Source organism: Delftia sp. CH05 (genome assembly GCF_009827015.1).
Taxonomy (GTDB): domain Bacteria; phylum Pseudomonadota; class Gammaproteobacteria; order Burkholderiales; family Burkholderiaceae_C; genus Comamonas; species Comamonas tsuruhatensis.
In genome coordinates, this window is sequence record NZ_WUMG01000029.1 from 49,119 (window position 1) to 74,702 (window position 25,584).

The 25,584-nt window shown below is 68.8% G+C and carries 21 protein-coding genes; 10 read left to right on the forward strand and 11 right to left on the reverse strand.

Going from position 1 to position 25,584, the window contains the following annotated elements:
• Positions 1 to 20: 20 nt before the first annotated feature.
• Positions 21 to 920: a LysR family transcriptional regulator gene (locus tag GRX31_RS20275; RefSeq protein ID WP_034368145.1), complete on the reverse strand. Its 900-nt coding sequence runs from the start codon at positions 918 to 920 to the stop codon at positions 21 to 23.
• A 136-nt stretch (positions 921 to 1,056) separates the two neighbouring features.
• On the opposite strand from GRX31_RS20275, the gene GRX31_RS20280 reads away from it, so the two are divergent.
• From GRX31_RS20280 to GRX31_RS20290, 3 genes are all read left to right on the forward strand, one after another.
• Entirely contained in the window at positions 1,057 to 2,760 is a 1,704-nt protein-coding gene (locus tag GRX31_RS20280; protein WP_160854463.1) for an acyl-CoA dehydrogenase family protein, read from the forward strand.
• A gap of 75 nt (positions 2,761 to 2,835) precedes the next feature.
• A complete protein-coding gene (locus GRX31_RS20285; protein ID WP_016450211.1) occupies positions 2,836 to 3,840 on the forward strand; it encodes a Bug family tripartite tricarboxylate transporter substrate binding protein in 1,005 nt (334 codons plus the stop codon).
• Positions 3,841 to 3,997: 157 nt separating this feature from the next.
• Positions 3,998 to 5,113, forward strand: coding sequence for a CaiB/BaiF CoA transferase family protein (locus GRX31_RS20290; protein ID WP_017407017.1), 1,116 nt, complete (start codon positions 3,998 to 4,000; stop codon positions 5,111 to 5,113).
• A 14-nt stretch (positions 5,114 to 5,127) separates the two neighbouring features.
• Here GRX31_RS20290 and GRX31_RS20295 read toward each other — a convergent pair whose 3' ends face one another.
• Both GRX31_RS20295 and GRX31_RS20300 read right to left on the reverse strand, forming a co-directional pair.
• Entirely contained in the window at positions 5,128 to 6,783 is a 1,656-nt protein-coding gene (locus GRX31_RS20295; RefSeq protein WP_160854465.1) for a GDYXXLXY domain-containing protein, read from the reverse strand.
• Positions 6,780 to 7,751, reverse strand: a complete 972-nt coding sequence (locus GRX31_RS20300; RefSeq protein WP_126311703.1) for a DUF2157 domain-containing protein — start codon at positions 7,749 to 7,751, stop codon at positions 6,780 to 6,782. The genes GRX31_RS20295 and GRX31_RS20300 overlap by 4 nt, the downstream gene beginning before the upstream one ends.
• Positions 7,752 to 7,943: 192 nt before the next feature.
• On the opposite strand from GRX31_RS20300, the gene GRX31_RS20305 reads away from it, so the two are divergent.
• The 6 genes from GRX31_RS20305 to GRX31_RS20330 all read left to right on the forward strand — a co-directional run bounded on the left by GRX31_RS20305 (position 7,944) and on the right by GRX31_RS20330 (position 14,146).
• Positions 7,944 to 8,519, forward strand: a complete 576-nt coding sequence (locus GRX31_RS20305) for a hypothetical protein (protein WP_046239453.1) — start codon at positions 7,944 to 7,946, stop codon at positions 8,517 to 8,519.
• A 136-nt stretch (positions 8,520 to 8,655) separates the two neighbouring features.
• A complete protein-coding gene (ccoG, locus tag GRX31_RS20310) occupies positions 8,656 to 10,125 on the forward strand; it encodes a cytochrome c oxidase accessory protein CcoG (RefSeq protein ID WP_160854467.1) in 1,470 nt (489 codons plus the stop codon).
• 297 nt (positions 10,126 to 10,422) lie between these two features.
• The gene (locus GRX31_RS20315; protein WP_047218629.1) at positions 10,423 to 10,806 is read left to right on the forward strand and encodes a type II toxin-antitoxin system RelE/ParE family toxin; all 384 of its coding nucleotides are present in this window, start codon (positions 10,423 to 10,425) and stop codon (positions 10,804 to 10,806) included.
• Positions 10,790 to 11,092: a helix-turn-helix domain-containing protein gene (locus tag GRX31_RS20320; RefSeq protein WP_016450218.1), complete on the forward strand. Its 303-nt coding sequence runs from the start codon at positions 10,790 to 10,792 to the stop codon at positions 11,090 to 11,092. Before GRX31_RS20315 ends, GRX31_RS20320 begins: the two co-directional genes overlap by 17 nt.
• Positions 11,093 to 11,209: 117 nt before the next feature.
• Positions 11,210 to 13,072 carry a dihydroxy-acid dehydratase gene (gene ilvD, locus GRX31_RS20325; RefSeq protein WP_202396656.1) on the forward strand — a complete coding sequence of 621 codons (1,863 nt, stop codon included), beginning with the start codon at positions 11,210 to 11,212 and terminating at the stop codon, positions 13,070 to 13,072.
• Between the two features lie 81 nt (positions 13,073 to 13,153).
• Positions 13,154 to 14,146, forward strand: a complete 993-nt coding sequence (locus GRX31_RS20330) for a Bug family tripartite tricarboxylate transporter substrate binding protein (RefSeq protein WP_012204371.1) — start codon at positions 13,154 to 13,156, stop codon at positions 14,144 to 14,146.
• A 238-nt stretch (positions 14,147 to 14,384) separates the two neighbouring features.
• Here GRX31_RS20330 and GRX31_RS20335 read toward each other — a convergent pair whose 3' ends face one another.
• The 5 genes from GRX31_RS20335 to GRX31_RS20355 all read right to left on the reverse strand — a co-directional run bounded on the left by GRX31_RS20335 (position 14,385) and on the right by GRX31_RS20355 (position 21,573).
• Entirely contained in the window at positions 14,385 to 16,547 is a 2,163-nt protein-coding gene (locus tag GRX31_RS20335) for a TonB-dependent receptor family protein (RefSeq protein WP_160854469.1), read from the reverse strand.
• Between the two features lie 248 nt (positions 16,548 to 16,795).
• Positions 16,796 to 18,241, reverse strand: coding sequence for an aminotransferase-like domain-containing protein (locus GRX31_RS20340; RefSeq protein ID WP_016450445.1), 1,446 nt, complete (start codon positions 18,239 to 18,241; stop codon positions 16,796 to 16,798).
• Positions 18,242 to 18,266: 25 nt separating this feature from the next.
• Positions 18,267 to 19,139: a hypothetical protein gene (locus GRX31_RS20345; protein WP_016450446.1), complete on the reverse strand. Its 873-nt coding sequence runs from the start codon at positions 19,137 to 19,139 to the stop codon at positions 18,267 to 18,269.
• 112 nt (positions 19,140 to 19,251) lie between these two features.
• Positions 19,252 to 20,640 carry a prephenate-dependent tRNA uridine(34) hydroxylase TrhP gene (trhP, locus tag GRX31_RS20350; protein ID WP_016453913.1) on the reverse strand — a complete coding sequence of 463 codons (1,389 nt, stop codon included), beginning with the start codon at positions 20,638 to 20,640 and terminating at the stop codon, positions 19,252 to 19,254.
• A 21-nt stretch (positions 20,641 to 20,661) separates the two neighbouring features.
• The gene (locus GRX31_RS20355; RefSeq protein WP_043792357.1) at positions 20,662 to 21,573 is read right to left on the reverse strand and encodes a LysR family transcriptional regulator; all 912 of its coding nucleotides are present in this window, start codon (positions 21,571 to 21,573) and stop codon (positions 20,662 to 20,664) included.
• 144 nt (positions 21,574 to 21,717) lie between these two features.
• Between GRX31_RS20355 and GRX31_RS20360 the strand changes: the two genes are divergently transcribed.
• On the forward strand, positions 21,718 to 22,488 hold the full coding sequence (locus GRX31_RS20360; protein WP_016453911.1) for a sulfite exporter TauE/SafE family protein: 771 nt from the start codon (positions 21,718 to 21,720) through the stop codon (positions 22,486 to 22,488).
• Between the two features lie 11 nt (positions 22,489 to 22,499).
• Here GRX31_RS20360 and prfH read toward each other — a convergent pair whose 3' ends face one another.
• The 3 genes from prfH to tolA form a co-directional block, all read right to left on the reverse strand.
• Positions 22,500 to 23,072, reverse strand: a complete 573-nt coding sequence (gene prfH / locus GRX31_RS20365) for a peptide chain release factor H (RefSeq protein ID WP_160854471.1) — start codon at positions 23,070 to 23,072, stop codon at positions 22,500 to 22,502.
• On the reverse strand, positions 23,063 to 24,349 hold the full coding sequence (locus GRX31_RS20370) for an RNA ligase RtcB family protein (protein WP_151021188.1): 1,287 nt from the start codon (positions 24,347 to 24,349) through the stop codon (positions 23,063 to 23,065). Before GRX31_RS20370 ends, prfH begins: the two co-directional genes overlap by 10 nt.
• A gap of 399 nt (positions 24,350 to 24,748) precedes the next feature.
• Positions 24,749 to 25,584 (reverse strand): cell envelope integrity protein TolA (gene tolA / locus GRX31_RS20375; protein WP_160854473.1); only part of this gene is annotated, 836 nt, incomplete at its 5' end.

The following is a 25,584-nucleotide window of genomic DNA, read 5'->3' on the forward strand; positions in this document are numbered from 1 at the left end:
ACTGAGCAAGGGTGTGGCGTTTAGGGCTGCTGTCCCAGCCTGCCCACGCTGTCGCGCAGATGGGCCAGCAGCGATTCGACCAGGGGCTGCACATGGCCCGGATGCCACATGGCCTGCATCTGCGACTGCGGGTGCCGGCCCTGGATGGGCACGAAGGCCAGCCCCGGGAAGCCCACGCGCTGCAGGCAGGCCGGCACCAGGGACACGCCCTGACGCAGCGAAACCATGGACAGCACGGACAGCCAGTGCCTCACCTCATGGTGAAGGTCGGGCGTGAAGCCTTCGCTCTGGCAGATCTGCCATATCTGCTGGTGGTAGTCGGGCGAGACCTGGCGCGAGAACAGCACCATGCGTTCGCCCGCCAGCTGGCGCACCTGCAGCTTGCGCAGTCCGGCCAGCGCGTGGCTGTCCGGCAGGCAGGCCATGAACGGCTCGCTCACCAGGGTGTGTGATTGCAGGCCTGGCGCGGGGCGCGTGGCGTGCAGCAGGCCCAGGTCCAGCCGCTCCTGCTGCAGGCCGGCGATCTGCTCTGCGCTGTTGAGCTCCAGCATGTCGATGCGCACCAGCGGGTGCCGGGCGCGAAAGCTCTCCAGCGCCTCGGGCAGCCCGCGGTAGATGGCCGAACCCACAAAGCCCAGCCGGATGCGGCCCTGCACGCCGTCGGCGATGGCGCGCATGTCCTGGCGCACGCGCTGGGCCTGTTCCATGATGTCCTGGGCCTGCACGCGCAGGTGCTTGCCGGCGGCCGTGAGCCGCACCTCCTTGCTGGTGCGCTCGAACAGCTGGGCACCCAACTCTTCCTCCAGCTGGCGGATGGCCACGCTCAGCGGCGGCTGGGAGATGGACAGGCGCTGGGCTGCGCGGCTGAAGTGCAGCTCCTCGGCCAGCACCAGAAAGTACCTCAGTTGTCTCAGCTCCATGGCGTTCTATCCGGTTTGACTATTGATCAATACGTTATCGATATTTGACTCGAATAGGACTGTTTCCAAGAATGGGGGCATCCCCAAGACCCGGAGCCCATGCGCCCGGGCCCGGTTCCCACACAGGAGACAGACCATGAACCCCGAACCGCAGGCGCTGGCCGCCATGCAGTCTTCCCCCGCCCAGGCTTTCCAGGCCGTGCCCGACCGCCACGGCAGCAATCTGTACACCACCGATTCGCAGTTGCAGCCGCTGCTGGCGCTGTACCTGCCGCCCGAGGTGAACGCGCACCTGCAGCCCTATCTGGAGCGCATGGGTGCCCTGGCCGGCCGCGAGATCGATGAATGGGCGCTGACCGCCGACCGCAACCCGCCCGAGCTGGAGCACCGTGACCGCACGGGGCGCGATGCGCAGCGCATCGTCAAGCATCCGGCCTATGTGGAGATGGAGCGCGTGGCCTACGGCGAGTTCGGCCTGGCCGTCATGTCGCACCGCACGGGCGTGCTGGGCTGGGATGGCAAGCTGCCGCCGCTGGCCAAGTACGCGCTGACCTATCTGTTCGTGCAGGCCGAGTTCGGCCTGTGCTGCCCGCTGTCCATGACGGACTCGCTGGCGCGCACGCTGCGCAAGTACGGCGAGCCGGCCCTGGTCGAGAAGTACTGGCCGCGCATGACGCAGCTGCGCTTCGAGGACCAGGCCCAGGGCGCCATGTTCATGACCGAGCAGGCGGCCGGCTCGGACATCTCCAACACCCAGACGCTGGCCCGCCCGGCCGCCGACGGCAGCTGGCGCCTGTCCGGCGACAAGTGGTTCTGCTCCAACCCCGATGCCGACTTCGCCATGGTGCTGGCGCGCGTGGAAGGCGCGCCCGCGGGCATGAAGGGCATCTCGCTGTTCCTGCTGCCGCGCCGGCTCGATGACGGCTCGGCCAACCACTACCGCATCGTGCGGCTCAAGCACAAGCTGGGCACGCGCTCCATGGCCAGCGGCGAGATCGTGCTCGACGGCGCCGTCGCCTACCTGGTGGGCGAGCAGGGCCGGGGCTTCGTGCAGATGGCCGACATGGTCAACAACTCGCGCCTGTCCAACGGCGTGCGCTCGGCCGGGCTGATGCGCCGTGCCGTGGCCGAGGCCGAGTACGTGGCGCGCGAGCGCCGCGCCTTCGGCAAGGCCCTGCAGGACATGCCGCTGATGCAGCGCCAGCTCGACAAGCTGCGCATCTACTCCGAGCAGGCCCGCACCATGGTGCTGCAGACGGCCCAGGCGCTGCAGCGTTCGGACGCAGGCGAAGACGGCGCCTACGCGCTGCTGCGCATCCTCACGCCCATGATCAAGTTCCGCGCCTGCCGCGACGCGCGCAAGGTCACGGGCGATGCCATGGAGGTGCGCGGCGGCTGCGGCTACATCGAGGAGTGGAGCGATCCGCGCCTGGTGCGCGACTCCCACCTGGGATCGATCTGGGAAGGCACCAGCAACATCGTGGCGCTGGACGTGATCCGCGCCATCAAGAGAGAAGGCTCGCTGCCCGTGCTGTGCGACCACGCGGCCCAGCTGCTGGCCCAGACCGAGGCGGCCACGGAATTCAAGGCCGCGCTGTCGGCCAGCATGGACAAGGCTGCGGCCCTGGCCCTGCGCGCGGCCGAGGAGGGCGGTGACCGCCTGGCGCGCGCCGCCGCCTCGGGCCTGTACCACTGCTTCACGGCCACGGCCATGGCCTGGGAGGCCTCGTGCACCGGCAGCGCCGAGCGCATGCGCTGGGCCCAGCTGGTGCTGCTGCACCGCGTGCTGCCGCGCGACCCGCTGGCGGCAGGCGACCTGCCCGAAGGCTGGACACGCTGAGCCCATCGACCGCATCGACCCAGAACACACATCCCGTCCACAGGGATGACCGCACAAGTACCGGAGACAAACACCATGCCTTGCACTGACCCGAAGCCGTCCTTCCAGAAACGCCGATTCCTGTGCGCCTGTGCGCTCGCCGCCACCGCCGCGCTGCCGGCCGCCGCACTGGCCGAGCGCTTTCCCGAGCGGCCCATCAGCTTCGTCGTTCCCTTCCCGCCCGGCGGGCCCACGGACGCCATGGCACGCGTGCTGGCCACGGCGCTGACCGAGACGCTGGGCCAGAGCGTGATCGTGGAGAACAAGGCCGGCGCAGGCGGCAACATCGGCGCCGACTTCGTGGCCCGCGCCAGGCCGGACGGCTACACCATCATGTTCGGCACCTCGGGGCCGCTGGCCATCAACAAGCACCTGTACCGCAAGATCAACTACGACCCGCAGACCAGCTTCGCGCCCATCATCCGCGTGGGCCACCTGCCCAACGTGCTGGTGGTCAATCCGGCCACCAAGGCCACCACCGTGCAGGAGCTGATCGCGCAGGACAAGGCCAAGCCGGGCAGCCTGGACTATGCGTCCTCGGGCAACGGCGCCTCCTCGCACCTGGCCGGCGTGCTGTTCAACAAGATGGCCGGCACCTCGCTGCAGCACATCCCGTACAAGGGCACGGGCCCGGCGCTCAACGACCTGCTGGCGGGGCAGGTGAACATGACCTTCACCGACATCCTCACCGCCATGCCCTACATCAAGGCCGGCAAGTTCAAGGCCATTGGCGTGGCCACGGAAAAGCGCTCCCAGGCCATGCCCGATATTCCCACCATCGCCGAGCAGGGCCTGCCCGGCTACGACGTGAGCGTGTTCTTCGGCGTGGTGGCACCGGCCGGCACGCCGGCCGACCGCATCGAGACGCTGAACGCGGCCTTCCGCAAGGCCCTGGGCAGCGAGCGCATCCGCAAGACCTTTGCCGACCAGGGGCTGGAGCCGGCATCGGATCTGTCGCCAGCAGGGCTGTCGACCTTCATCGCGCAGGAGGTCACGAAATGGAAGGCCGTGGTCGATGCCTCCGGCGCCAAACTGGATTGAATAGATGGAGAACACCCCCTGAGCGGCTACGCCGCTTCCCCCTCTCTCGCACGCGGGAGTGGGACGGCGCCTTCGCTGCGGGGCGGCCCTTGCTGGGCGCCCCAGTGGCTTGAAACACGCCAGTCTTGCACCTTGTGCCAATGAAGAAAGAAACTTTATGAGCAGAGCCAATGGTGCCCTCCAGGGCATCCGTGTCCTCGACCTCTCCCGCATTCTTGGCGGCCCGCTGTGCGGCCAGATCCTGGGCGACCACGGCGCCGACGTGCTCAAGGTGGAGCCGCCGCAGGGCGACGATACGCGCGCCTGGGGGCCTCCGTTCCAGGACGGTGTGTCCTCCTACTACCGGGGCCTGAACCGCAACAAGCGGCTGCAGTTCCTGGACCTGTCCCAGCCCGAAGGCCAGCAGGCCGTGCTGGCGCTGATGGAGCAGGCCGACGTTGTGGTGGAGAACTTCAAGATCGGCACCATGGAAAAGTGGGGCATTGGCTGGGAGCAGGTGCGCGAGCGCTTTCCGCGCCTCATCTGGTGCCGCGTCAGCGGCTTCGGCGCCGATGGTCCGCTGGGTGCCTGGCCCGGCTATGACGCGGCCATCCAGGCCATGACGGGGCTGATGAGCGTCAACGGCGAGGCCGGCGGCGATCCGCTGCGCGTGGGCCTGCCCGTGGTGGACATGGTCACGGGCATGAACGGCGTCATCGGCGTGCTGCTGGCGCTGCAGGAGCGCCAGCGCAGCGGCCTGGGCCAGCTGGTTGATGTCTCGCTGTACGACAGCGGCATCTCGCTGCTGCACCCGCATGCGGGCAACTGGTTCATGAGCGGCAGGACGCCAGGGCGCTCGGGCAACGCCCATCCCAACATCTATCCCTACGACAGCTTTGCCACGGGCACCACGCCGGTCTTCCTGGCCGTGGGCAACGACCGCCAGTTCCGCCTGCTGTGCGAGCACCTGGGATGCCCGCAACTGGTGGCCGACGAGCGCTTTGCCACGGCCGGCCAGCGCTCGCACCACCGCGATGCGCTCAAGCCGCTGCTGGAGCAGGCCCTGCAGTCCTGCGACGGCCCCGCGCTGGCCGATGCGCTGATGGCCATCGGCGTGCCCGCCGCACCCGTACTGGGCGTGGACGCGGCGCTCAACCACCCGCATACCCTGCACCGCGAGATGGTGGTGGAGATGGAGGGCGGCTACCGGGGCCTGGGCGCGCCCGTCAAGCTCAGCCGCACGCCGGCCAGCTACCGGCATGCGCCGCTGGCCGAGGGCGACAGTTTCGAGTGATTTGCGTGGTGCGCTCAGGGCACGATGGGGCGCAGTTGCGCGTCAGCCATGCCCACCAGCAGCGCACGCCCGTCGGGTTCCACGCGGAACTCGCCGTAGCGGGCCTGCTCCCAGCGCTGGCCATCGCCTTCGCGGAAGTACCAGGCATCGGTCACCAGCGTCCACCGGCCGCCGCGCGGGGTGAGTTCAAAGCGCTGTTCGCCGGGCGCCAGCGGCTCGCTGGCCGTGCCGGTGCGCAGCCACTGCACCACGCCCTGCTCATCGAGCTTGCCGATGGCGTAGAGGCGTCCGCTGCGCAGGTTCTCTTTCTCCACGTCCCTGTCCTCGGAAGGCAGGCGGAAGTTCAGACGCATGTAGTCGCCCTGCATCAGGGAGCGCGGGTCCACCGGCGCCAGTTCCACGAACACCTTGCGTCCCTGGGCGATGGTGCGTTCCTTCTGCGCAATGCCGATATTGGCCACCGCCAGCGTGCAGGCCGCCGTCAGCACCACCAGCCACGGCGCCCAGCGCTGCAGGGGCACGGCGCCCGATGCGGCGGCGGTCTCCGCGCTGCCTGGCAGGGCTGCGGCGCGCGGCCCTGCCCAGGCCAGCAGGCCCAGCAAGGCGCCGCAGCCGGCCAGCACCATGGCTTTGGTGGCCAGTGGCCAGGCCAGCTGGTAGTAGAAGCTGCCCACGATCCAGGCCGCAGCCAGGGCGGCCGCTGCGGCCTGCCGCCAGCGGCCGCTGGTGCCGGTCACCGCCAGCGCCAGCAGGCAGGCGCCCAGCCAGGGCAGAAAGGCACTCAGCACGGCCAGCACCACGGCAGCCACGGCGGCGCGCGGCTGCCGCAGCGTGGGCCATGCGCGCTGGGCGAACCAGGCGGCTGCCAGGGCCAGCACGGCCGAGCCGGCCTGCGTCAGTACGCCCATGGAGATGTTCGGGGCGGCTTCCTGCGCCAGCTCGCCCGCCAGGCCGCCGCCCAGCACGCCGGCCACCATGAAGCTCCTGCCGGACAGAAAGGCCAGGCCAGCCAGCACCGCCAGCAGCCAGCCTGTGGCAAAGGGCTCCAGCGCCGCCGCCATGCGGGTCTGTGCCGCAGACTGCCCCAGCGCGCGCCACTGGGCTGCCAGCAGCAGCATCCAGAGCAGCAGTGCCGCATGCACGATGACCCAGGTCGGCAGGCCTGCGTACAGGGTGGATGGATCGTTGTCCGGCCAGAGCATGGTGCAAAACAGCAGCGCGCAGGCGGCGCCCAGCAGCACGCGCAGCCAGGGCCTTGCAATGGCGGCCGTGCAGGCCAGCGCAATGGCCAGGCCTATCGCGGCCGCAGCCTGCCCCGACAGGTCGCGCGCCAGGCCAAAGCCCAGCAGGCCGGCGCCGGTCAGCATGGCAGGCAGGGCCAGCTGCTCCAGGAAGACGGGCAGCTCCTCGGCGCGCAGCACGGCCACGGCTGCGGCCAGCATCATGGCGCCGATCACATAGGTGCCGGCGCCGCGCTCTATCCAGTCGGACAGGGCAAACGCAAACAGAATCAGCAAGGGAAGAAGGGCCAGCCAGGCGCCCAGCGCCGTGAGCAGCACCACCGCCCAATGGCGGTCGTTGGCGGCAGGGCGGCGGTCCTGCAAGGCGGCAGGCGGCAGGATGCCCTGGTCCACGGCCTGGCGCAGCAGGGTGTCGTGTCCGTGGCTCATTGAAGGCCTCCTTCCGCGTTGCGTGACATTCGAAGCACCAGGCTGACCGTGGCCGCCAGCAGGCACGCAGCGCCCAGGCCCACGAGCAGCAGCATGCCCGTGAAGTCCGCCCCCAGTTTCTCCAGCAGCAGGTAGACCAGGCCGCACACCAGCAGCACGTTCAGGCCCAGCGCCGCACCGCTGAGCAGGAAGATGTCGAAATGCCTGCGCAGGCCCGCCAGCGCCGCCGCGCCTGCCAGCAGCACCAGCCCCAGCGGGTACTGCGGCGCCACCGTGCTGTGGAACAGCCCGCTGATGGCGGTGGAGGTGATCATCGCCAGCGCCAGCGCGCCCGCGCCGCGCAAGGCCCACAGCCCCGCGCCCGTGAAGCGTCGCAGGGCCGGTGCCATGACTGCGGTGACGGCAAGGGCGGCGCCCAGGGCCACGGCATGCACGCCCAGGTCGCGCGACTCCACCTCCCAGAACTGCGGCGTATGGGCCTGCGCCCACAGCGCGATGCCCGTCATGGCAACCACCACCCAGGGCACCCAGACGCCATCGCTGCGCGCCGCCAGGGCCAGCGGCAGGGTCAGCGCTGCCCACAGCGCAAACAGCTGCCAGGGGTCCGCTCCCGTCTGGTAGGTCTGCCCGAAAAAGGCGAACAGCGCACCCGTGCCCAGCAGCGCCAGCACGGACAGCGGCACGCGCGCCGCCGCGCGCCATGCCGCGCCAAGACACATCACGAGCACGAAGCCCTGCAGCAGGGCAAAGCGCTGCATGCGGCCCATGCTCTCCCAATTGGCGGCAATCCACAGCACGATGCCCAGCCCGCCCAGCGCCGCGCCCAGCAAGGCCACCACGGGCCACAGGCGGGTTCTGAGGGCGGCCGGTTCATGCCCGAATCCCGCCAGTGCAAACAGCTGCACGGCGGCCTTGCGGTCCAGGCCATGCTGGCGGACAAGGTCATGCAATAGGGGGCGCAGGTTCATGGTGTGGATGTTCCTTGGCTTGAAGATGCGGATGCCCGACTTTGCCAGAACCTGTCCGGGATGGATTGCAACGCGGCAGCCCGGTGCCGGTGCAACCTGCTATCTTCCTCCCACTCTCCGGAACACTGCCGCCATGCATCCTGCGCCTGCCCCTTTTTGCCGACCTCGCATGTACCCCGCCAAGCCGCTGGCATGCCCTCTGAACGCAACGGCGTTGCTGGCGCCATGAAGCGCGGCGCCGACCTCGACGATTTCGACGACCCAGTCGAATGGACGCCGGTCACACGCCCTGCCGCCATCGCGCTGACGGCTTTCGGCGCCTGGATCATCTGGGGCCACTTCTTCAGCGAGGACCGCTGGCTGATGCTGCTGGACAACGCCAACCTCGCGCTGCACGAGGCCGGGCACCCGCTGGTGGCCCTGTTCTCGCAGCATCTCTCGGTCTACGGCGGCACGCTGTTCCAGTTGCTGTTCCCCGCCCTGTTCATGCGCCATTTCCGCAGGCAGGGCCAGCGCACGGGCTGGATCGCCTCGCTGATGTGGCTGGGCGAGAACCTGATGAACGTGGCCCGCTACATGAAGGACGCGCGCGCCCAGGTGCTGCCGCTGGTGGGCGGCGGCGACCATGACTGGACGGAGATCTTCAGCCGCTGGGGCGTGCTCCAGGCCGATGTGCGCATCGGCACGCTGACGTCGCTGCTGGGGCTGTGCCTGGTGGCGTGGGGGTTGCGGCTGGCGGTGCCGCGTCTTCGTGCTCCCCAGGCCTGAAGCTCCATCTGATACGGTCGAATTCACCGCATCTGCTGCTACCCGCAGAGCAGGGCGCTGGGCATAGTCCAGGCAGTCCCCGGCAATTCATGACAAGCCCGCATCACGGGCGCACCGGCCGGGGCGAAGGCCCCGCATGTCAGAACGACCGAAACCGCTTCCCGATGAAACCGCCGCAGCCCCCCGGCCGCGGCCCGCGCCGCGCAAGGTGATTCCCATCGCCGACGCCAGCGCGGATTCCCCGCTGTTCGAGTCTCGCCGCAAGATCCAGCCGCGCTCCATCTCGGGGCGCTTCGCCAACTGGCGCTGGGCCATGGTCTGGCTCACGCAGCTGTTCTTCTACGGCATACCCTGGCTGCAGATCCACGGCCGGCAGGCCCTGCTGTTCGACCTGGAGCAGCGGCGCTTCTACATCTTCGGCTGGCTGCTGTATCCGCAGGATTTCATCTACCTGGCCGTGCTGCTCATCGTCTCGGCGCTGGCGCTGTTCCTGTTCACCACGGTGGCGGGGAGGCTGTGGTGCGGATTTTCCTGCCCGCAGACGGTCTACACCGAGCTGTTCATGTGGGTGGAGCGCCGGCTGGAAGGCGACCGCAGCGCACGCCTGCGCCTGGATGCCAGCGGCTGGGGTCCGGAGAAGATCGCGCGGCGTGGCGGCAAGCATGCGCTGTGGCTGCTGATTGCGCTGTGGACGGGGCTGACCTTCGTGGGCTACTTCGTGCCCATCCGCAGCCTGCTGCCCGAGGTGCTGGCGCTGACCGGCGCATGGCAGATCTTCTGGGTGCTGTTCTATGCGCTGGCCACCTACGGCAACGCGGGCTTCCTGCGCGAGCAGGTCTGCAAGCACATGTGCCCCTATGCGCGCTTCCAGAGCGCCATGTTCGACAAGGACACCCTGGTCGTCACCTACGACGCCGCACGCGGCGAATCGCGCGGCCCGCGCCACAAGGGGGTGGACTACCGGGCCCAGGGGCTTGGCGACTGCATCGACTGCACGCTGTGCGTGCAGGTCTGCCCGGTGGGCATCGACATACGCGACGGCCTGCAGTACGAATGCATCGGCTGTGGCCTGTGCATCGACGCCTGCAACAGCGTCATGGACCGCATGCACTACCCGCGCGGGCTGATCCGCCTGTCCACGCAGAACGGCGTGGCCCGGGGCTGGCGCCAGAGCGAGCTGGTGCGCCGCATCTTCCGCCCGCGCGTGCTCATCTACGGCACGGCGCTGGTGGCCATCTCCACGGCCATGGTGGCCAGCCTGGCGCTGCGCACGCCGCTGAAGGTGGACGTGGTGCGCGACCGGGGCACGCTGTCGCGCATCGTGGCCGGCGGCCAGATCGAGAACATCTACCGCGTGCAGATCGGCAATGCCACGGAGCAGGACCAGCGCTATGTGCTGTCGGCCTCGGGCATCGAGGGCCTGTGCGTGGCTTCGGAGACCGAGGTGGACGTGGGCGCGGCCCAGGACCGCTGGGTCGTGGTGCGGCTGCAGGCGCCCTATGGCGCGGCCGGCCCTGGCTCGCACGGCGTGGAGATCACGGCCACGGCGGTGGGTGATCCGGCGCTTACCAAGCAGGCGCACAGCACGTTCCTGGTGCCGCGCTGAGGGGCCGGTTGGGTGGATTGATTCAGGAGTACAGCGCAGTTGTTGTGCACGATGCCTGGTCCGCTGCAGCGCGGGCTGGCATCGGTTTTGAGGCCCCGGAAGTTTGTTCCGGGGCCTTTTTTTATCGTGTCTTCCCGACAAGGCGGACCAGCGGGCTGGCAGTCAGGCCAAGGAGAAACGACAGGGGCTTGAATGAGGCAGGCACGAGGCAGCACTTCAAATTCGCAGGCTCTACCCTGTGGTGATATGTATGAAGGTGAAATACATACCCGTAACGGGTATAGTTGGGAGGCTGGCATGGCGCGCGTTCTCAAACGCAAGGACTTTTCCCGATGGCAGGCGAGCGAGAAACTGCCCGATACCGCGCTGTGCAAGGCGGTCAGGGAGATGGAAAGAGGGCTGATCGACGCGGACCTGGGGGGCTTTCTCTACAAGAAGCGGGTGGCGCGTCCAGGCGCGGGCAAGAGTGGGGGTTATCGAACGCTGTTGTCGGCACGAATCGGCAACCGATACTTCTTCCTGCATGGTTTCACCAAGAACGACAAGGCGAACATCACACAGGAAGAACAGAGGGCTTTGAGGTTTGCAGGCAAGCTGTTTCTGGACCTGTCCACCCAGGCCTTGTCGGCGGCCTTGCAGTCAGGCGTTTTGTTGGAGGTGCATTGTGAGCAAGATCATTGAATCCCTGCGCGGCGATCTGGCTGCGCTGTACGAAGCGGGCGCCATCGACAAGGTGACGATGCGCGAGTTCGACGCGATCTGTCCTCCCCCGGTGCGGGAGTTCGAGGCGGCCGACATCAAACAGCTGCGCGAGACTTTGAAGTTCAGCCAACCGGTGTTTGCGCTGCATTTGCACACCACGGCTTCCACGGTGCGCAAATGGGAGCAGGGCGAAACCCGTCCCGCCGGACCGGCGCTCAAGCTGCTCAACGTCATCGCCGACAAAGGCCTTCAGGCCATCCTCTAAGCCGGGGCGACACAAGGGTGGTATGCGGGCGACTCCCGGGCGACACGATCTGGTGTAAATGCTCATAGGGAAATCCGCAGACCCCGCTATGGTGGGCGGCTGTTTTCCGTCCCGCGTATGAACAAGAAACCTGCCTCCCCCGACAACGTCTTTTCCGAGTCCAGCGCCTCCGCATCGCTGGCCGCCTCCACCACCACAGCCGGCATCACCAGCACCACCGGCGGCAGCCCGGCAGCGGCCACGCCCAAGCCCACGCCTTTTCGCTCCGCCCTGATCCGCTCCGGCACCATCCGTGCCACCACACGCAGCTTCCTGCATGCCCTGGGCCAGGACGACGAAGACATAGAGCGCCCGCACATCGGCGTGTTCCACACGGGCGGGGAGATGAGCCCCTGCAACCTCAACCTGCGCGACCAGGCCCAGCATGCCAAGACCGGCATCTATGCCGGGGGCGGTACGCCGCATGAATGCCCGGTGGTGTCGGTCAGCGACGGGCTGACCATGGCGCATTCGGGCATGCGGTTCTCGCTGGTCTCGCGCGAGCTGATCGCCGACAGCGTGGAGGCCTCGGTGCGCGGCCACCAGTGGGATGGCATCTTCGCCATCGGCGCCTGCGACAAGAACCTGCCGGGGCTGATGATGGGCATGGTGCGCTGCAATGTGCCCAGCGTCTTCGTGCATGGCGGCTCGGCCCTGCCGGGACAGGCGCCCGGCGTGCACGGGCGCGACCTGAACGTGGTCGATACCTACGAGACCATCGGCCAGGTGCTGGCCGGCACCGCCACGGCGCAGGACCTGGAGGCCATGAGCCGCGCCTGCCTGCCCACGGCCGGCGCCTGCGCTGGCCAGTTCACGGCCAACACCATGGGCATGGTGAGCGAGGCGCTGGGCCTGGCGCCCATCGGCTCCAGCATGGTGCCCGCCGTGTTCAGCGAGCGCGCACCGCTGATGCGCCGCGCCGCGCGCCAGCTCATGCAGGCCGTGTGGGCCAGCGCCGAAGGCGGCGGCCCGCTGCCGCGCGACATCATCACGCGCCGGGCGCTGGAGAATGCCTGCGCCGTGGTCAGCGCCACGGGCGGATCGACCAATGCCGCCCTGCACCTGCCGGCCATCGCGCACGAGGCCGGCATCCGCTTCCATCTGGACGACGTGGCCGAGATCTTCGCGCGCACGCCGCTGATCGCCGACCTGCGCCCCGGCGGGCGCTTCCTGGCGCGCGACGTGTACTACATCGGCGGTGCCGGCGTGATCCTGCGCACGCTGATGGAGCAGGGCTTTGTCCACGGCGATGCGCTCACCTTCACGGGCCGCACCCTGGCCGAAGAACTGGCCGATGCCGCGCCGCCCGATGGCGAGGTGGTGCGCACGCCCGGCAACCCCATCACGCGCGACGGTGGCCTGACCGTGCTCAAGGGCAACCTCTGCCCCGATGGCGCGTTGCTGAAGACGGCCGGCCTCAAGACCCTGGTGCACCGGGGCCCCGCGCGCGTCTTCGAGTCCGAGGAACAGGCCCAGGCCGCCGTGCAGGCCATGCAGTACGCGGCCGGCGATGTCATCGTCATCCGCAACGAAGGCCCGCGCGGCAGCCCCGGCATGCGCGAGATGCTGGGCATCACGGCGCTGCTCTATGGCCAGGGCATGGGCGACAAGGTGGCCCTGCTGACCGATGGGCGCTTCTCTGGTGCCACGCGCGGCCTGTGCATCGGCTACGCAGGCCCCGAGGCCGCCGACAACGGCCCCATTGCCGCGCTGCGCGACGGCGACCTCATCGCCATCGACGCCCGCGCCGATGCGCGCAGCATCACGGTGGAAATCGGCGAGGCCGAACTGGCCGCACGTCTGGAACAATCAGCCGCCGCGCGCCGCCAGATGCCGCCGCTGGGCGGCGTGCTGGAAAAATACGCGCTCACCGTGCGCCCGGCCCACCAGGGAGCGGTCACGCATTCGGGCCAGGTGGTCTGGCTGCGCGACGACAGTTGAAGCCGCCGGGCTGGCACGCATTTCCCCCGCTGTTCCCCCACTGTTTTTTTCAGAGTTTCAATTTCAACCGGAGACATACGCATGAACATCGACCGCCGCCAATGGCTGGGCACCGCTGGAGCGGGTGCGCTGCTGGCCAGCCTGGGCCAGCAGGCCTGGGCGCAGGCCCAGGGCCCCATCGAGACCCTGAACATCATCACCGGCTTCGCGGCCGGAGGCACCTCTGACGCCATCTGCCGCCGCGTGGGCACCAAGCTGTCGGGCTATGCCAAGACCGCCGTGGTGGAAAACCGCACGGGCGCGGGCGGGCAGATCGCCATCAGCTACGTCAAGGGCCGGCCCGCAGACGGCGCCACCTTGCTGCAGACGCCCACGTCCATGCTGTCCATCTACCCGCACATCTACAAGAAGCTGCCCTATGACCCGGTGGCCGACCTGGCGCCGGTCACCGTGGGCTGCATCTTCGACTTCGGCTTCGCAGTCGGCCCCGCCGTGCCCGCCAGCGTGACCACCGTGCCCGAATTCTTCGCCTGGGCCAAGGCCAACCCCGCAGGCGCCAACTTCGGCTCGCCTGCGCCCGGCTCCACGCCGCACTTCATCGGCGCCCTGCTGGGCCAGCATGCCGGTGTGGACTTCAAGCACGCCGGCTACCGCGGCACCCAGCCGGCGCTGCTGGACATGCTGGGCGGCAACGTCTCCGCCGTCTGCGGCCCTGTGGGCGACATGCTGCAGCACCTGGCCGGCGGCAAGATGCGCATCCTGGGCGTCAGCGGCGCCAAGCGCAGCCGCTTCGCACCCCAGGTCCCCACGCTGGTGGAGCAGGGCTACAAGGACATGGCGCACAGCGAATGGTTCGCCTTCTTCGTGCCAGCCAAGACCCCCGCCGAGACCGTGCAGCGCCTGAACGGCCACATGCGCAAGGCCCTGGCCACGCCCGACGTGGTGGACAGCCTGGCCACCTTCGGCCTGGACGCCCAATCCTCCACCCCCGCCGAACTGGCCGCGCTGCTGCAGTCCGAACTCGCCAAATGGGGCCCCATCGTCAAGCGCGTGGGATTCACAGCAGAGGGCTAAAAAGAACAAAATGGGCCGAGCGAAGCGACGGCCCGCTCCATGCCCACCCCCCACTCCCCGTATGTCAGCGCAGGTTGCCCGCAGCGAAGCGGAGGGTCGCGGACATTCGGGTCGCCTTCTTTGATCTGACCTTTCTTGGCGAATCAAGAAAGGGCAGTCGGCCGCCGGGCCGAGACCCGGCCTCAGAAAAATACCACCCGGCAGGGACCAAAAAGTTCAGGCCCCTGCAATAGCAGCCTCAGAACGGCAACGTCCCCTGCACATACAACGTCCGAGGCATCCCCACATACTTGCCCCCGTTGTTGTCCGTAGACCGCGTGTAGTACCTGCGATCAAACAGATTCTTGACCCCCACGGCCACCCGCAGATTGCCCAGCGACTTGCCAAAGTCATAGCCCGCACGCAGGCCCACGGTTGCAAACCCGGGAATATCGCCCAGCCGCCCCGCAGCATCTTCCTGCGTCACATACTGCGTGCCCGACCCCGGAGAGCGCTGCTTCGATTGCGCGGCCAGGTCCGCATTCAGCGTCCACTGCCCCAGCGCATAGCGCGCCCACAGCTGGCCCGTGTGGCGCGAGTACAGCGGCAGGTCGCGCCCCGCGAAATCGCCGGCGCGCGAGACGGCCTCGGTATAGGTATAGGACACACCCGCCGTCAGCCCCTTGAGCGCGGCATTCCACTGGCCCAGGTCGTAGCGCAGCGAGGACTCGATGCCGCGGTGGCGCGTGGCGCCCAGGTCGGTCCAGATGCCGTCCACGCCCACGCGGGTCAGCAGCAGTTCCTTTTCGAAGTCGATGTTGAACAGCGTCAGCTCGGCGTTCAGCGCCGGGCTGTTGTAGTGCGTGCCCACCTCATAGGTCTTGGCCGATTCGGGATGCAGGCCGCGCTCGGTCTGGGCCAGTTGCGCATACTGCTGCGGTCCGAAGGACTTGCCCGCGTTGGCGAACAGCGACCACTGCGCATTCATGCGGTAGAGCACGGACAGCGTGGGCAGGAGCTCGCGTGCCTCGGCCTTGGGGAACAGCTGGCTGGTGACGGTGCTGCCGTCGGCGCCCAGGTTGCTGACGTTGTTGAAGGAGTTGATGCGTTCGTAGCGCACGCCGGGGGTGATGGTCCAGTTGCCGATGTCGATGCGGTCATCGATGTAGAAGGCATGGGCCGTGGTGCCGCCCTGGCTGGTCTGGTAGGGCGTGATCGGCAGGGCCATGGCGTTGGCCATGGTGGCGGGGTTGTAGTAGGCGGTGCGCAGCGCGACCTCGGAACTGCTTTCCTTGAGGTAGCGGTAGCCCACGCTGACTTCCTGCACCACGGAGCCGGTCTCGAACAGGCGCGAGTAGCGCGGCTCGATGCCGAAGTAGTGGTAGCTGCGCGGCGCGGCCGTCAGGCGGCGCTGGTTGACGTTGTCCTGCTCGATGTGGCTGCCGCGGAACGAGTCCACGTAGTAGCCCAGCAGCTCGAAGTTGTTGCGCCCGTCCTTGTGGTTGTACTTGAACGAGGCATCGGTGCGGCGGCCGTCGAAGCTGTCGTAGGAGCGCGTGGACTGGAACGGGTCGGCCGCGTACTGCGCCGTGGTCAGGCCGCCGGGCATGCGGCCCGAGCCCTCGAAGTGGTGCAGCGAGACGGCGATGTCGTCCTGGGCCGAGATGCGGTAGGCGCCCTTGAGCAGGATGTCGTCGATATCGGTCTTGTCATTGCCTGCGCGCCAGCCGTCGCCATGCGTGCCCGAGTACAGCAGGGCCAGGCCCAGGCCGGATTCGCTGGTGCCGCCCACGAAGAGGCTGGGCGTGGTCTTGGCATTGCCGCCGTGGCTGTAGAACTCGGTGCCCACCGAGGCCTCGGCCGCGAAGGTCTTGGGAATGGCGCGCGTGACGAAGTTGATGATGCCGCCCACGTTCTGGGGGCCGTAGCGCACCGAGCCCGCGCCGCGGATCACGTCCACCGACTCCAGGTTGCCCAGCGAGACGGGCGCCAGCGACAGCTGGGGCTGGCCGTAGGGCGCGTAGGAGACGGGCACGCCGTCCATCAGCACATAGGAGCGCGGCGACAGGCGTGCCGTCAGGCCGCGCACGCCGATGTTCAGGGACACATCGCTGCCGCCCGTGCCGTTGCTGTCCTGCACCTGCACGCCGGGCACCAGGCGCAGCACGTCGCGCAGGCTGGAGGAGCCGGTTTCCTCGATGCGCGCCCGCTCGACGATGGTGCGCGCGCCGGCATGGTCCAGTACTTTTTCCTCGCTGGGGTTGTCCAGCCAGTTGCCCGTGACGGTGATGGCGGACAGGCCGGCCTCGGGTGCGGTGGTGGTGGGCGATGGTGCCTGTGCCGACGCCTGCAGCGACAGCAGGGCGGCGGCGACAGCGGCCGCGCAGCGTGTGAGCGTGGCGCAGTGATTGCTGGAAACCATGGAAAACTTCCTTTGTGCCTCTGGGAATGGTGCAGCGCTGAAGGGTCGGCTGGCAGGCTGCAGGACGCGTGGCGGCGGGCGAGGCGGAAGCAGGAGACAAGGACCGGTCAGCATGCATGGCGGCAATGCCGGTTCGGTGCGCGAGTCTAAATGAGAATCATCCAGCCGGCACCAGACTGGCAGCAGCTGCGCGGGGTCGCGTTGCCCGGGCGCTACAGCGCAGCAGGTGCCTCCAGCGCAGCGGGCGCTTACCCTGCTGCTTTTGCTGCGGGAAGGGACTGCATTGCGCGGGCCAGCTCGCCCAGCGTGGCCAGGGCCTGCCCGGTCTCGTCGCTCCAGTCATGGCCGTAGTTCAGCCGCAGGCAATGGCCGAAGGCCTGCGAGGCCGAGAAGATCGGCCCCGGCGCCACGCTGATGCCGCGCGCCAGCGCTGCGCGGTGCAGGGCCAGCGCATCGCAGTACGGCGGCAGCTCTATCCACATGAAGTAGCCGCCCTCGGGCCGCGTGGCCCGCGTGCCTTGCGGAAAGTGGCGGGCAATGGCCGATGCCATGTGGTCCCGCTGCAGGGCCAGGCTCTGGCGCAGGCGGCGCAGGTGGCGGTCCACGCCACCGCTTTCCAGGTAGTCGGCCAGCGCCTGCTGGCTGGGGGCATTGGTGGCCAGCGTGGTGGTGAGCTTTTGCCGCGCCACGGCGCGCGTGAAGCGGCCCGGAGCGGTCCAGCCCACGCGCCAGCCGGGCGCCAGGCACTTGGAGAACGAGGCGCAGTGCAGCACCCAGCCCTCGGTGTCGAAGGCCTTGGCCGGTGGCGGGCGGTGTTCGCCAAAGTACAGCTCGCCGTAGACATCGTCCTCGATCAGCGGCAGCTGGTGGCGCGTGGCCAGTTCCACCAGGGCCTTCTTGCGCGCCTCGGGCATCAGGCTGCCCAGCGGATTCTGGAAGCTGGTCATCAACCAGATGGCCTGGGGCCGGTGACGCTGCACGGCGGTCTCCAGCGCGGCCAGGTCCATGCCTTCGCCGGGATGCGTGGGCACCTCGATGGCGGACAGCCCCATGCGCTCCAGAGCCTGCAGCGCGCCATAGAAGCAGGGCGATTCGATGACCACGGCGCCACCGGGCCGCGTGACGGCGGCCAGACACAGGTTCAGTGCCTCCAGCGCGCCATTGGTGATGACCAGGTCGGACGGTGACAGTGCCAGACCGTCGGCCAGGTAGCGCCGCGCGATCTGGCGTCGCAATGCCATGCTGCCGGGCGTGAGGTCGTCGAGGGCGCTGCGCGGATCGGCCTGGCGCGCGGCGCGGGCCAGGGCCTGGCCCAGGCGCTGCAGCGGGAACAGGCGTGGCGAGGGAAAGGCCGAGCCCAGCGGCACGACATCGCGGTCCATGGACGATTCCAGAACCTCGAACACCCGCTCGCTCACATCGACCACGGCAAAGCGCTCGCCCGGGGGGGCCGACAGCTGCGTGGGCTCGGGCGGGGCGCTGTGCGGCCGCGCCGCGACGAAGTAGCCCGAACGCTCGCGCGCGCGCACCAGGCCGCGTGCCTCCAGCAGGTAGTAGGCCTGGAACACCGTGGAGGCGCTGACGCCGCGCCGCTCGCTGGTGTGACGCACGGAGGGCAGCTTGTCGCCCGCGCGCAGCACGCCTGCGGCGATGGAGGCCTCGATATCGTCGGCCAGTTCCTGGTAGCGCGTCATGCCTGGGGAGGTCGCGGCCCGGGGATCAGCCCTGTTCGGCCAGCAGTTCCTGCAAGGCCTTGATCTGCTGGCGCAGGCGCTCGTTCTCGGCTTCAAGTTCGTTCACGCGCTGCTGCAGTTCCTCGGGCGAGGCGGTCACGGCCGCACCTTCGCCGTCGGCAGCGTCGGCTTCGGGCTTGGCGGCCTTGGGCTTTTTCTTCGCATCGCGCACGCGCTTGGCGGCCTGCTTGAGTTCGTCGGCGCCGGCGGCGGCCACGGCCTGCTGCTCATCCACGGGCAGGCTGGCGACCACGGCGGCGGTGCTCAGCGAGATGTCGCCCGAGCGCACGGCGGCCACCACTTCGGGCGCGGCCTTTTGCTGGATGGTCTCGATCAGCTTGACCTGGCTGCTGGACAGGCGGGCCACGCGGGCCAGGGCCTCGCGCGTGTCCAGGGCCTCATCGGGCACCTTGGCCACGCTGGCCAGGGCGGCGGCGACCACGGGGTCGGTCTCGCCTTCCCAGGGCGCTTCGCCTTCGGGCTGGGCCGGTGCCTCGGCCTTGGCCGCCATCACGGCGGCGGCAGCGGCCGAGCGGCGGGCCGCAATGATCTCGCGCTTGCGCAGCGCCAGCACGCCGCGCTGGAAGTCGGACACGCTGCGGCGGCCCAGGTGCTGGTCGATCATCCACAGGTGCACGTCGTCCATGTTCTTGAACTGCGTGGCCTGGATGGTGTTGAAGGGCAGGCCGTGCTTCTGGCAGATGGCGTAGCGGTTGTGGCCGTCGATGAGCAGGTCGTTCCAGAGCACGAGCGCATCGCGGCAGCCCTCGGCCAGGATGCTGCGCTCCAGCGCGTCGAGTTCATCGGGGGTCAGCGGGTCGATGTAGGCCTTGAGTTCTTCGTTGACGACGATGTCCATGGCAGTGCAGAAATGAGGAATGAAAGAAAAAGGCGCCCGCTCCAGGCCATTGCGGCAATGGACCTGGACAGCCGCCAAGAAGAACAACTGGAAGCAGGGGCGAAGCCCGCCCTCAGAGCAGGCGCGAGATCAGCGCGCCTTCAGCCGGGCCTTCCAGGGGGATGCGCACGCGCACCGGGTTGCCCTGGGCCACCTGCACGGGCTCGCCGTCGAGGTTGAACATCTTCTCCAGCAGCACCTGGCGGTTGCCCTGGGGGTGGATGATCTCCAGCGTGTCGCCCACCGAGAAGCGGTTCTTGGTCTCCACCTCCGCCATGCCGTCGGCATAGCTGCGCACTTCGCCCACGAAGTGGCTGCGCTGCAGCACCGAGTGGCCGGTCTCGTAGTTCTGGTAGTCCTGCGAGGGACGGCGCTCCAGCAGGCCGCCCGTGTAACCACGGTTGGCCAGGCCTTCGAGCTCGGTGATCAGGTGCGGGTTGAAGGGGCGGCCGGCCACGGCATCGTCGATGGCGCGGCGGTAGACCTGGGCCGTGCGTGCCACGTAATACAGGCTCTTGGTGCGGCCCTCGATCTTGAGCGAGTCCACGCCGATCTTCACCAGGCGCTCCACATGCTCCACGGCGCGCAGGTCCTTGGAGTTCATGATGTAGGTGCCGTGCTCGTCTTCCATGATGGGCATCAGCTCGCCGGGGCGGCCCTTTTCCTCCAGCAGGTAGACCTGCTCGGCCTTGGGGTGGCGCGCGCCGTCGCCGCAGGTGCTGGTGAACTGGCTGTCGGCCTCCTCGCGGGCCTTCTCGAAGCTGAAGTCCTGCTCCATGGTCTGGGCCAGGGCCTCGCCGGTATTGGGGTCCACGGCCGCGTCATGCGTCTTGTAGTCCCAGCGGCAGGCATTGGTGCAGGTGCCCTGGTTGGGATCGCGCCGGTTGAAGTAGCCCGACAGCAGGCAGCGGCCCGAGTAGGCGATGCACAGGGCGCCGTGCACGAAGACCTCGATCTCCATGTCCGGGCATTCCTGGCGGATCTTCTCGATCTCGTCCAGCGACAGCTCGCGCGACAGGATGATGCGCGAGACGCCGGCCTTCTGCCAGAACTTCACCGTGGCCCAGTTGGTGGTGTTGGCCTGCACCGAGAGATGGACCTCGGTCTCGGGCCACTTTTCCTTGACCATCATGATCAGGCCGGGGTCGGCCATGATCAGCGCGTCGGGCTTGCACTCGATCACGGGCTCGATGTCGCGGATATAGGTGCGCACCTTGTCGTTGTGGGCGATCAGGTTGCTGGTGACGAAGAATTTCTTGCCCCGCGCGTGCGCCTCGGAGATGCCCTGGGCGATCTGTTCGAGGCGGAATTCGTTGTTGCGTGCGCGCAGGCTGTAGCGGGGTTGCCCGGCGTAGATGGCGTCGGCGCCAAAGTCGTAGGCCGCGCGCATCTTGTCGAGCGAGCCGGCCGGCAGCAGCAGTTCGGGGGCTTTGAGGGTCATGATCCCCGTATTGTCCTGCATAGCGCTTTCCAACATGGTTCGCTAAGGCTCAGGCGAGCCAAGCCCTTGCAGATGCACCAGCAACTGCCTTGCATGGGCGGGCAACTGGTCTTCCCGGGCCGTGCACAGCAGCAGCTGGCGCCGGGCCCAGGCATCGCTCAAGGGCACGGCGCGGGCGCCGCTGGCCGGGGCCAGGCGCTGCGCGGCTGCCGCCGGCATGACGGCCACGCCCACGCCCTGGCCCACCAGCTGGCAGATGCTGTCCAGGTGCTGCAGCTGGGCGCGCCAGCGCAACTGCCCTTCCGACGGCCCCCCCAGCAAGGCGGCCTGCTGGCGCACCAGCATCTGCAGGGCGGCATCGTGCGGCAGGCCCACCCAGTCTTCGGCCAGCAGCTCCTGCAAGGCCAGGCGCGTGCGCCTGGCCAGGCGGTGGCCGCGCGGCAGCACGGCCACCAGCGGGTCGGGGCGCCAGGGCGTGGCCTGCAGGCCGGTGGTGTCCTGCGCATCGCTGGCCACGCCGATGTCGCACAGGCCCTGGCGCAGCCGGTCCAGCACTTCGGCGCTGCCGCATTCCTGCAGCTCCAGCGCCACGCGCGGGTGGCTGCGCAGAAAGCCCGCCACGGCCAGGGGCAGGTGCTCGCCCACGGCCGAGGTGTTGCCGCAGACGCGCACATGGCCGGCCAGCCCCGCGCCGTATTCGGCCATGTCGCCGCGCAGGCGCTGCATCTGTGCCAGCACGCTGCGCGCATGCTGGCCCAGCGTGTGGCCGGCCGCCGTGGGCCGTACGCCGCGCGCTTGGCGCGCGAGCAGGGCGCAGCCCAGTTGCGCCTCCATGCCGCGCACGCGCTCGCTGGCCGAGGCCAGGGTCATGTGCGAGCGCCCGGCCGCCGCGGTGAGCGTGCCGCAGTCGAGGATATGGACGAACAGCTGCAGGTCGGTGAGGTCGAATCGCATGGCCTGTGGTGCTGAAGGATCAGGCCATGCCTGAGCCTTGGTTTGAAGATTCCCGATTGTGATCCCTTTGTTGGTGCACGAGCATGGCGCCATGAGGTTCAGGAAGGGCCTGAGCCAGGTCAGTGAAAGTGCAGGGTGGCCGTGATGTGGGATGCGTGGTGGGTGCTGGCGGCGGCGGTGGCCGTGTTCGGGCTGGCCGGTGTTGTCAAGGGGGTGGTGGGCCTGGGCCTGCCCACGGTGTCCATGGCGCTGCTGGCGCTGTTCATGCCGGCCGGGCAGGCGGCGGCCTGGCTGCTGCTGCCGTCCCTGGTGACCAATGTGGTGCAGATGCGGCCCATGCCATCGCTGCGGCCTTTGCTGCGGCGCCTGGGCTGGATGCAGCTGGGCATTGTCGCGGGCACGGTGGGCGGCATGCTGTGGTGGGGCCCGGTGGGCGAGGCCGCCGTGGCGCGCACGGCGCTGGGCGTGGCCCTGGTTGTGTATGCCCTGTGGGGCCTGTGGGGGCCGGGCCTGCAGTTGCCGCAGAGGCATCAGGCCTGGCTGGGCCTGTTGTGTGGTCTGTTGACGGGCGGGATCACGGCGCTGACCGGCGTGTTCGTGGTGCCGGCCGTGGCCTTTTTGCAATCGCTGGCGCTGGGCCGGCAGGCGCTGATGCAGGCCATGGGCCTGTGCTTCACGGTGTCCACGCTGGCGCTGGGCGCGGGCATGGCGCTGGCGCAGGGGCCGGGCCATGCCGCTTCGTCCTGGACGGGCTGGGGGGCCACGGCCCTGGTTTCCGCGCTGATGCTGCTGCCCGCCCTGGCCGGCATGGCCTGGGGCGAGCGGCTGCGCCAGTCGCTGTCGCCCCAGGTCTTCAAGCGCGTGCTGATGTTGGGCCTGCTGGCCCTGGGCATCTACATGTGCGCCAGGGGCTAGCCCCGGGGCGTTCAGGCGCGGAACACCTTCACGGGGCTGCCGCGCTCCACCTCCCAGTGCAGCTGGCTGCGCGTGCGCCGGGCCTGGCCCTCGCCCTGCGCGTTGAGGCGCGCCAGCCGCTTGTTGGCGTGCTGGCTGCGCTCGCTCATGACCTTCACCGAGATCCCGCTGGGCACATGCAGGGCATGGACGGCGGAGTCCGTGGTGTTGACATGCTGGCCGCCCTTGCCCGAGGCCTTGCAGGCCTGGAAGACGATCTCTCCATCGGCCGGCAATTGCCGGGGCGGCTCGCACTGTTGCACGGCCACGAACCAGTTCCTGCGCGGGTGGTGGGGGCGCAGGGGACTGTCGAAGACCCACTGGATGGTGCCCAGCCAGGCGCCCAGCGTGCCGTGAAGCAGGCCGGTGTCGCCCTCGCAGCGCAGCAGCACGGACTTGTAGCCGGCCGGCGTGGGCGTTTCTTCCAGCACGTCCACGGTGATGCCGCTGGCGGCGCAGTCGCGCAGCAGCTCGCGCAGGGTCAGGCGCACGGCATGCTCGCACTCGGCGGGGCCGTGGGATGCGGTCAGCTGGATCAGCAGCATTGCATGGCTCCCTTCTTGTAGGTCAGCAGGGGGCGCAGCCGCGCCACCAGCTGCACCAGGCCGGCTTCCTGCAGGCTGGCGACGACGGAGTCCACGTCCTTGTAGGCCTGGGGGGCCTCCTCGTAGACCAGTTCGCGGTCAGCGCAGACCACGGCGCTGCCGAATTTTGTGCGCAGCAGTTCGTCCAGCGTGAAGCGCGGGCGCAGGCGGCCCATGCAATCGGTACGTGCCCACTTGCGGCCCGCGCCGTGCGCCAGCGAGTGCAGTGCCTCGTCACGCCCGGCCACGGGCCGCACAAGGTAGCTGTAGTCGCCGCGCGAACCCGGGATCACCACCAGACCCTGGTCGGCCGGCGTGGCGCCCTTGCGGTGCAAAAAGCCGTCTTCGCCGCGCCAGTGGTGGGCGATCACGTGGTTGTGGGTGATGTCCAGCAGGGCCTGGCCGCGCGTGCGCAGGGCGCGCAGCAGGCGTGCCGCAATGCTGGCGCGGTTCAGTTGGGCGAAGGCGATGGCGGCCGCGTGCTGGCGCAGGTACTGCGTGGCGGCATCGCTGCTGGCGGCCAGGCCGTCGTGGCTGAAGGCCTCCACATGGGCGCGCAGGATGGCGCCGCCCAGCCCGCGCGAGCCGCTGTGCACCATGAGGTGCACGCGTTTCCTGTCGAGCGCGCCGTCCTCGTACAGCGTGTCCACCACTTGCAGTTCGGCAAAGTGGTTGCCGCCGCCAATGGTGCCCAGGCTGTCCTGCAGATACGCCAGGTCTGCCACGCCGCTGGCCTGGGCGATGTGCTCCAGCTGCTGCATGTCCACGGCGTCCAGCAGTTCCTGGGGCAGGGGGCCGTCGATGTTGCCCACCGCCTTTTCCAGCTTGGGGGCCGAGGTCTTGTGCGCTGCCAGCTCCGTGCTGTACAGCGACATGCCGCAGCCGATGTCGCCGCCGACCAGGGCCGGGTAGAAGCGGCCCACGGAAAAGAAGGCTGCCCCTACCGGGTAGCCCCGGCCCGGGTGCAGGTCCGGCAGGCCCACGGCTGCGCGCATGCCGGCCAGGTTGCGGGCCGTCGTTTGAAGTTGTTGGATGGCGGTGTCTTCAATCCAGACGCCGCGGTTGGCGAACACCTGAAGATGGATGTCCGGCCCCCCTGAGTCGCTGCGCGCCTTCCCCCCTCTCGCTTCGCGGGGGGAGACGACACCCTCGGTGCGGGGCGGCCCTTCCTCGGTGTCTCTGGCTTGAGTGATTGCGGGTGCCGCGTTTGCGCCACGGAATACTATGGAATTGCCCATGAATGGCTTTCGATCGAGTGCTTGGGGCACATTCCGGCAGATGCGGAATGCGCAATGGGCAGTCGCCGCAAGCTCGATGGACAGGCATCAGGAAAAGCGCACGCGCAGCCGAAAGCCGGGCCTCTTGCGGGGCCGGAAATCAGGTCTGCAGCGTGGCCTGGAGGCGCTAGGGCTTCAAGCGTGCACGACTGCAAAGGGACGTGTCGAATGGGACATGGGTTCTCTCCTTTGCGATGGTGGACGGGTGCCGCGAATGCGGCAAAGACGGGGATGCTAGGGACAAGCGGCCGGCGCCGCAAGCGAAGTCGCAGGCGCGTGGCGGATTGCATACAAAGCAAGATGGAAAAAGCCCCGCAGGCAGGTACCGGCGGGGCTTTTTGATGAAGGGCCTGTGCCCGTTCAGTCCTGCGGGCGGAATCCGATGACCAGGTCCGAAGGCACGCGGCCATCGATGTCGCGCGGCAGCGTCTCGGTCTTTTGCAGCGCGCGGATGACGGCGTCGTCCCAGGCCTTGTTGCCGCTGGACTTGGCGATGGTGGCGCCGGTGATGGTGCCATCGGGTGCGGTGCGCACGCGCACCTCGGCCCGCGGGTTGCCGCTGATGGCGTCCGGGTAGACGATGTTGGGCTTGACGCGCGCGGCCACCTTGGCGCCATAGCCGGCCGAGGGGCCTCCGGCGGAGCTGCCCGAGCCGCCGCTCTTGCTGCCACCGGCGCCTTCGCCGGCCGAGCCGCCGCTGCCGGCCAGGCCCTGCATGCGGCGGATGTTCTCCAGGCGGCGTGCCTCGGCTTCCTTGGCCTCGCGCGCTTCCTTGGCGGCCTGTTCCTTCTTGCGCTTGTCCTCGGCGGCCTTCTTCTCGGCTTCTGCCTTGGCGGCCTTTTCGGCCTTTTCTTTCTCCGCCTTCTCGGCTTTCTCGCGCTCGGCCTTGTCCTTGGCAGCTTTTTCCTTGTCCGCCTTTTCCTTTTCGGCCTTGTCCTTTTTCTGCTGCTCCAGCTTGTCGCGGCGGTCCTTCTCGGCTTTTTCCGCCTTCTCGCGCTCGGCCTTGTCCTTGGCCGCCTTCTCGGCCTTTTCCTTGTCCAGGCGCTCCTGGCGTTCCTTTTCGCGCTGCTCGCGGGCGGCCTGTTCGGCGCGCTCCTTCTTTTGCTGCTCGATCTTGCGCTTCTTCTCCAGCGCGATCTCGGCCTCGCGGTCGTCGTCCACGGCCTGCGGCTTGGGAGGTGGGGGCGGTGCAATCA

Excerpts from the sequence above, each read along its gene's own strand:
- GRX31_RS20275 (WP_034368145.1), bottom strand. The coding sequence starts at position 920 with ATGGAGCTGAGACAACTGAGGTACTTTCTGGTGCTGGCCGAGGAGCTG.
- GRX31_RS20280 (WP_160854463.1), top strand. The coding sequence starts at position 1,057 with ATGAACCCCGAACCGCAGGCGCTGGCCGCCATGCAGTCTTCCCCCGCC.
- GRX31_RS20285 (WP_016450211.1), top strand. The coding sequence starts at position 2,836 with ATGCCTTGCACTGACCCGAAGCCGTCCTTCCAGAAACGCCGATTCCTG.
- GRX31_RS20290 (WP_017407017.1), top strand. The coding sequence starts at position 3,998 with ATGAGCAGAGCCAATGGTGCCCTCCAGGGCATCCGTGTCCTCGACCTC.
- GRX31_RS20295 (WP_160854465.1), bottom strand. The coding sequence starts at position 6,783 with ATGAGCCACGGACACGACACCCTGCTGCGCCAGGCCGTGGACCAGGGC.
- GRX31_RS20300 (WP_126311703.1), bottom strand. The coding sequence starts at position 7,751 with ATGAACCTGCGCCCCCTATTGCATGACCTTGTCCGCCAGCATGGCCTG.
- GRX31_RS20305 (WP_046239453.1), top strand. The coding sequence starts at position 7,944 with ATGCCCTCTGAACGCAACGGCGTTGCTGGCGCCATGAAGCGCGGCGCC.
- ccoG (WP_160854467.1), top strand. The coding sequence starts at position 8,656 with ATGTCAGAACGACCGAAACCGCTTCCCGATGAAACCGCCGCAGCCCCC.
- GRX31_RS20315 (WP_047218629.1), top strand. The coding sequence starts at position 10,423 with ATGGCGCGCGTTCTCAAACGCAAGGACTTTTCCCGATGGCAGGCGAGC.
- ilvD (WP_202396656.1), top strand. The coding sequence starts at position 11,210 with ATGAACAAGAAACCTGCCTCCCCCGACAACGTCTTTTCCGAGTCCAGC.
- GRX31_RS20330 (WP_012204371.1), top strand. The coding sequence starts at position 13,154 with ATGAACATCGACCGCCGCCAATGGCTGGGCACCGCTGGAGCGGGTGCG.
- GRX31_RS20335 (WP_160854469.1), bottom strand. The coding sequence starts at position 16,547 with ATGGTTTCCAGCAATCACTGCGCCACGCTCACACGCTGCGCGGCCGCT.
- GRX31_RS20340 (WP_016450445.1), bottom strand. The coding sequence starts at position 18,241 with ATGACGCGCTACCAGGAACTGGCCGACGATATCGAGGCCTCCATCGCC.
- GRX31_RS20345 (WP_016450446.1), bottom strand. The coding sequence starts at position 19,139 with ATGGACATCGTCGTCAACGAAGAACTCAAGGCCTACATCGACCCGCTG.
- trhP (WP_016453913.1), bottom strand. The coding sequence starts at position 20,640 with ATGCAGGACAATACGGGGATCATGACCCTCAAAGCCCCCGAACTGCTG.
- GRX31_RS20355 (WP_043792357.1), bottom strand. The coding sequence starts at position 21,573 with ATGCGATTCGACCTCACCGACCTGCAGCTGTTCGTCCATATCCTCGAC.
- GRX31_RS20360 (WP_016453911.1), top strand. The coding sequence starts at position 21,718 with ATGTGGGATGCGTGGTGGGTGCTGGCGGCGGCGGTGGCCGTGTTCGGG.
- prfH (WP_160854471.1), bottom strand. The coding sequence starts at position 23,072 with ATGCTGCTGATCCAGCTGACCGCATCCCACGGCCCCGCCGAGTGCGAG.
- GRX31_RS20370 (WP_151021188.1), bottom strand. The coding sequence starts at position 24,349 with ATGGGCAATTCCATAGTATTCCGTGGCGCAAACGCGGCACCCGCAATC.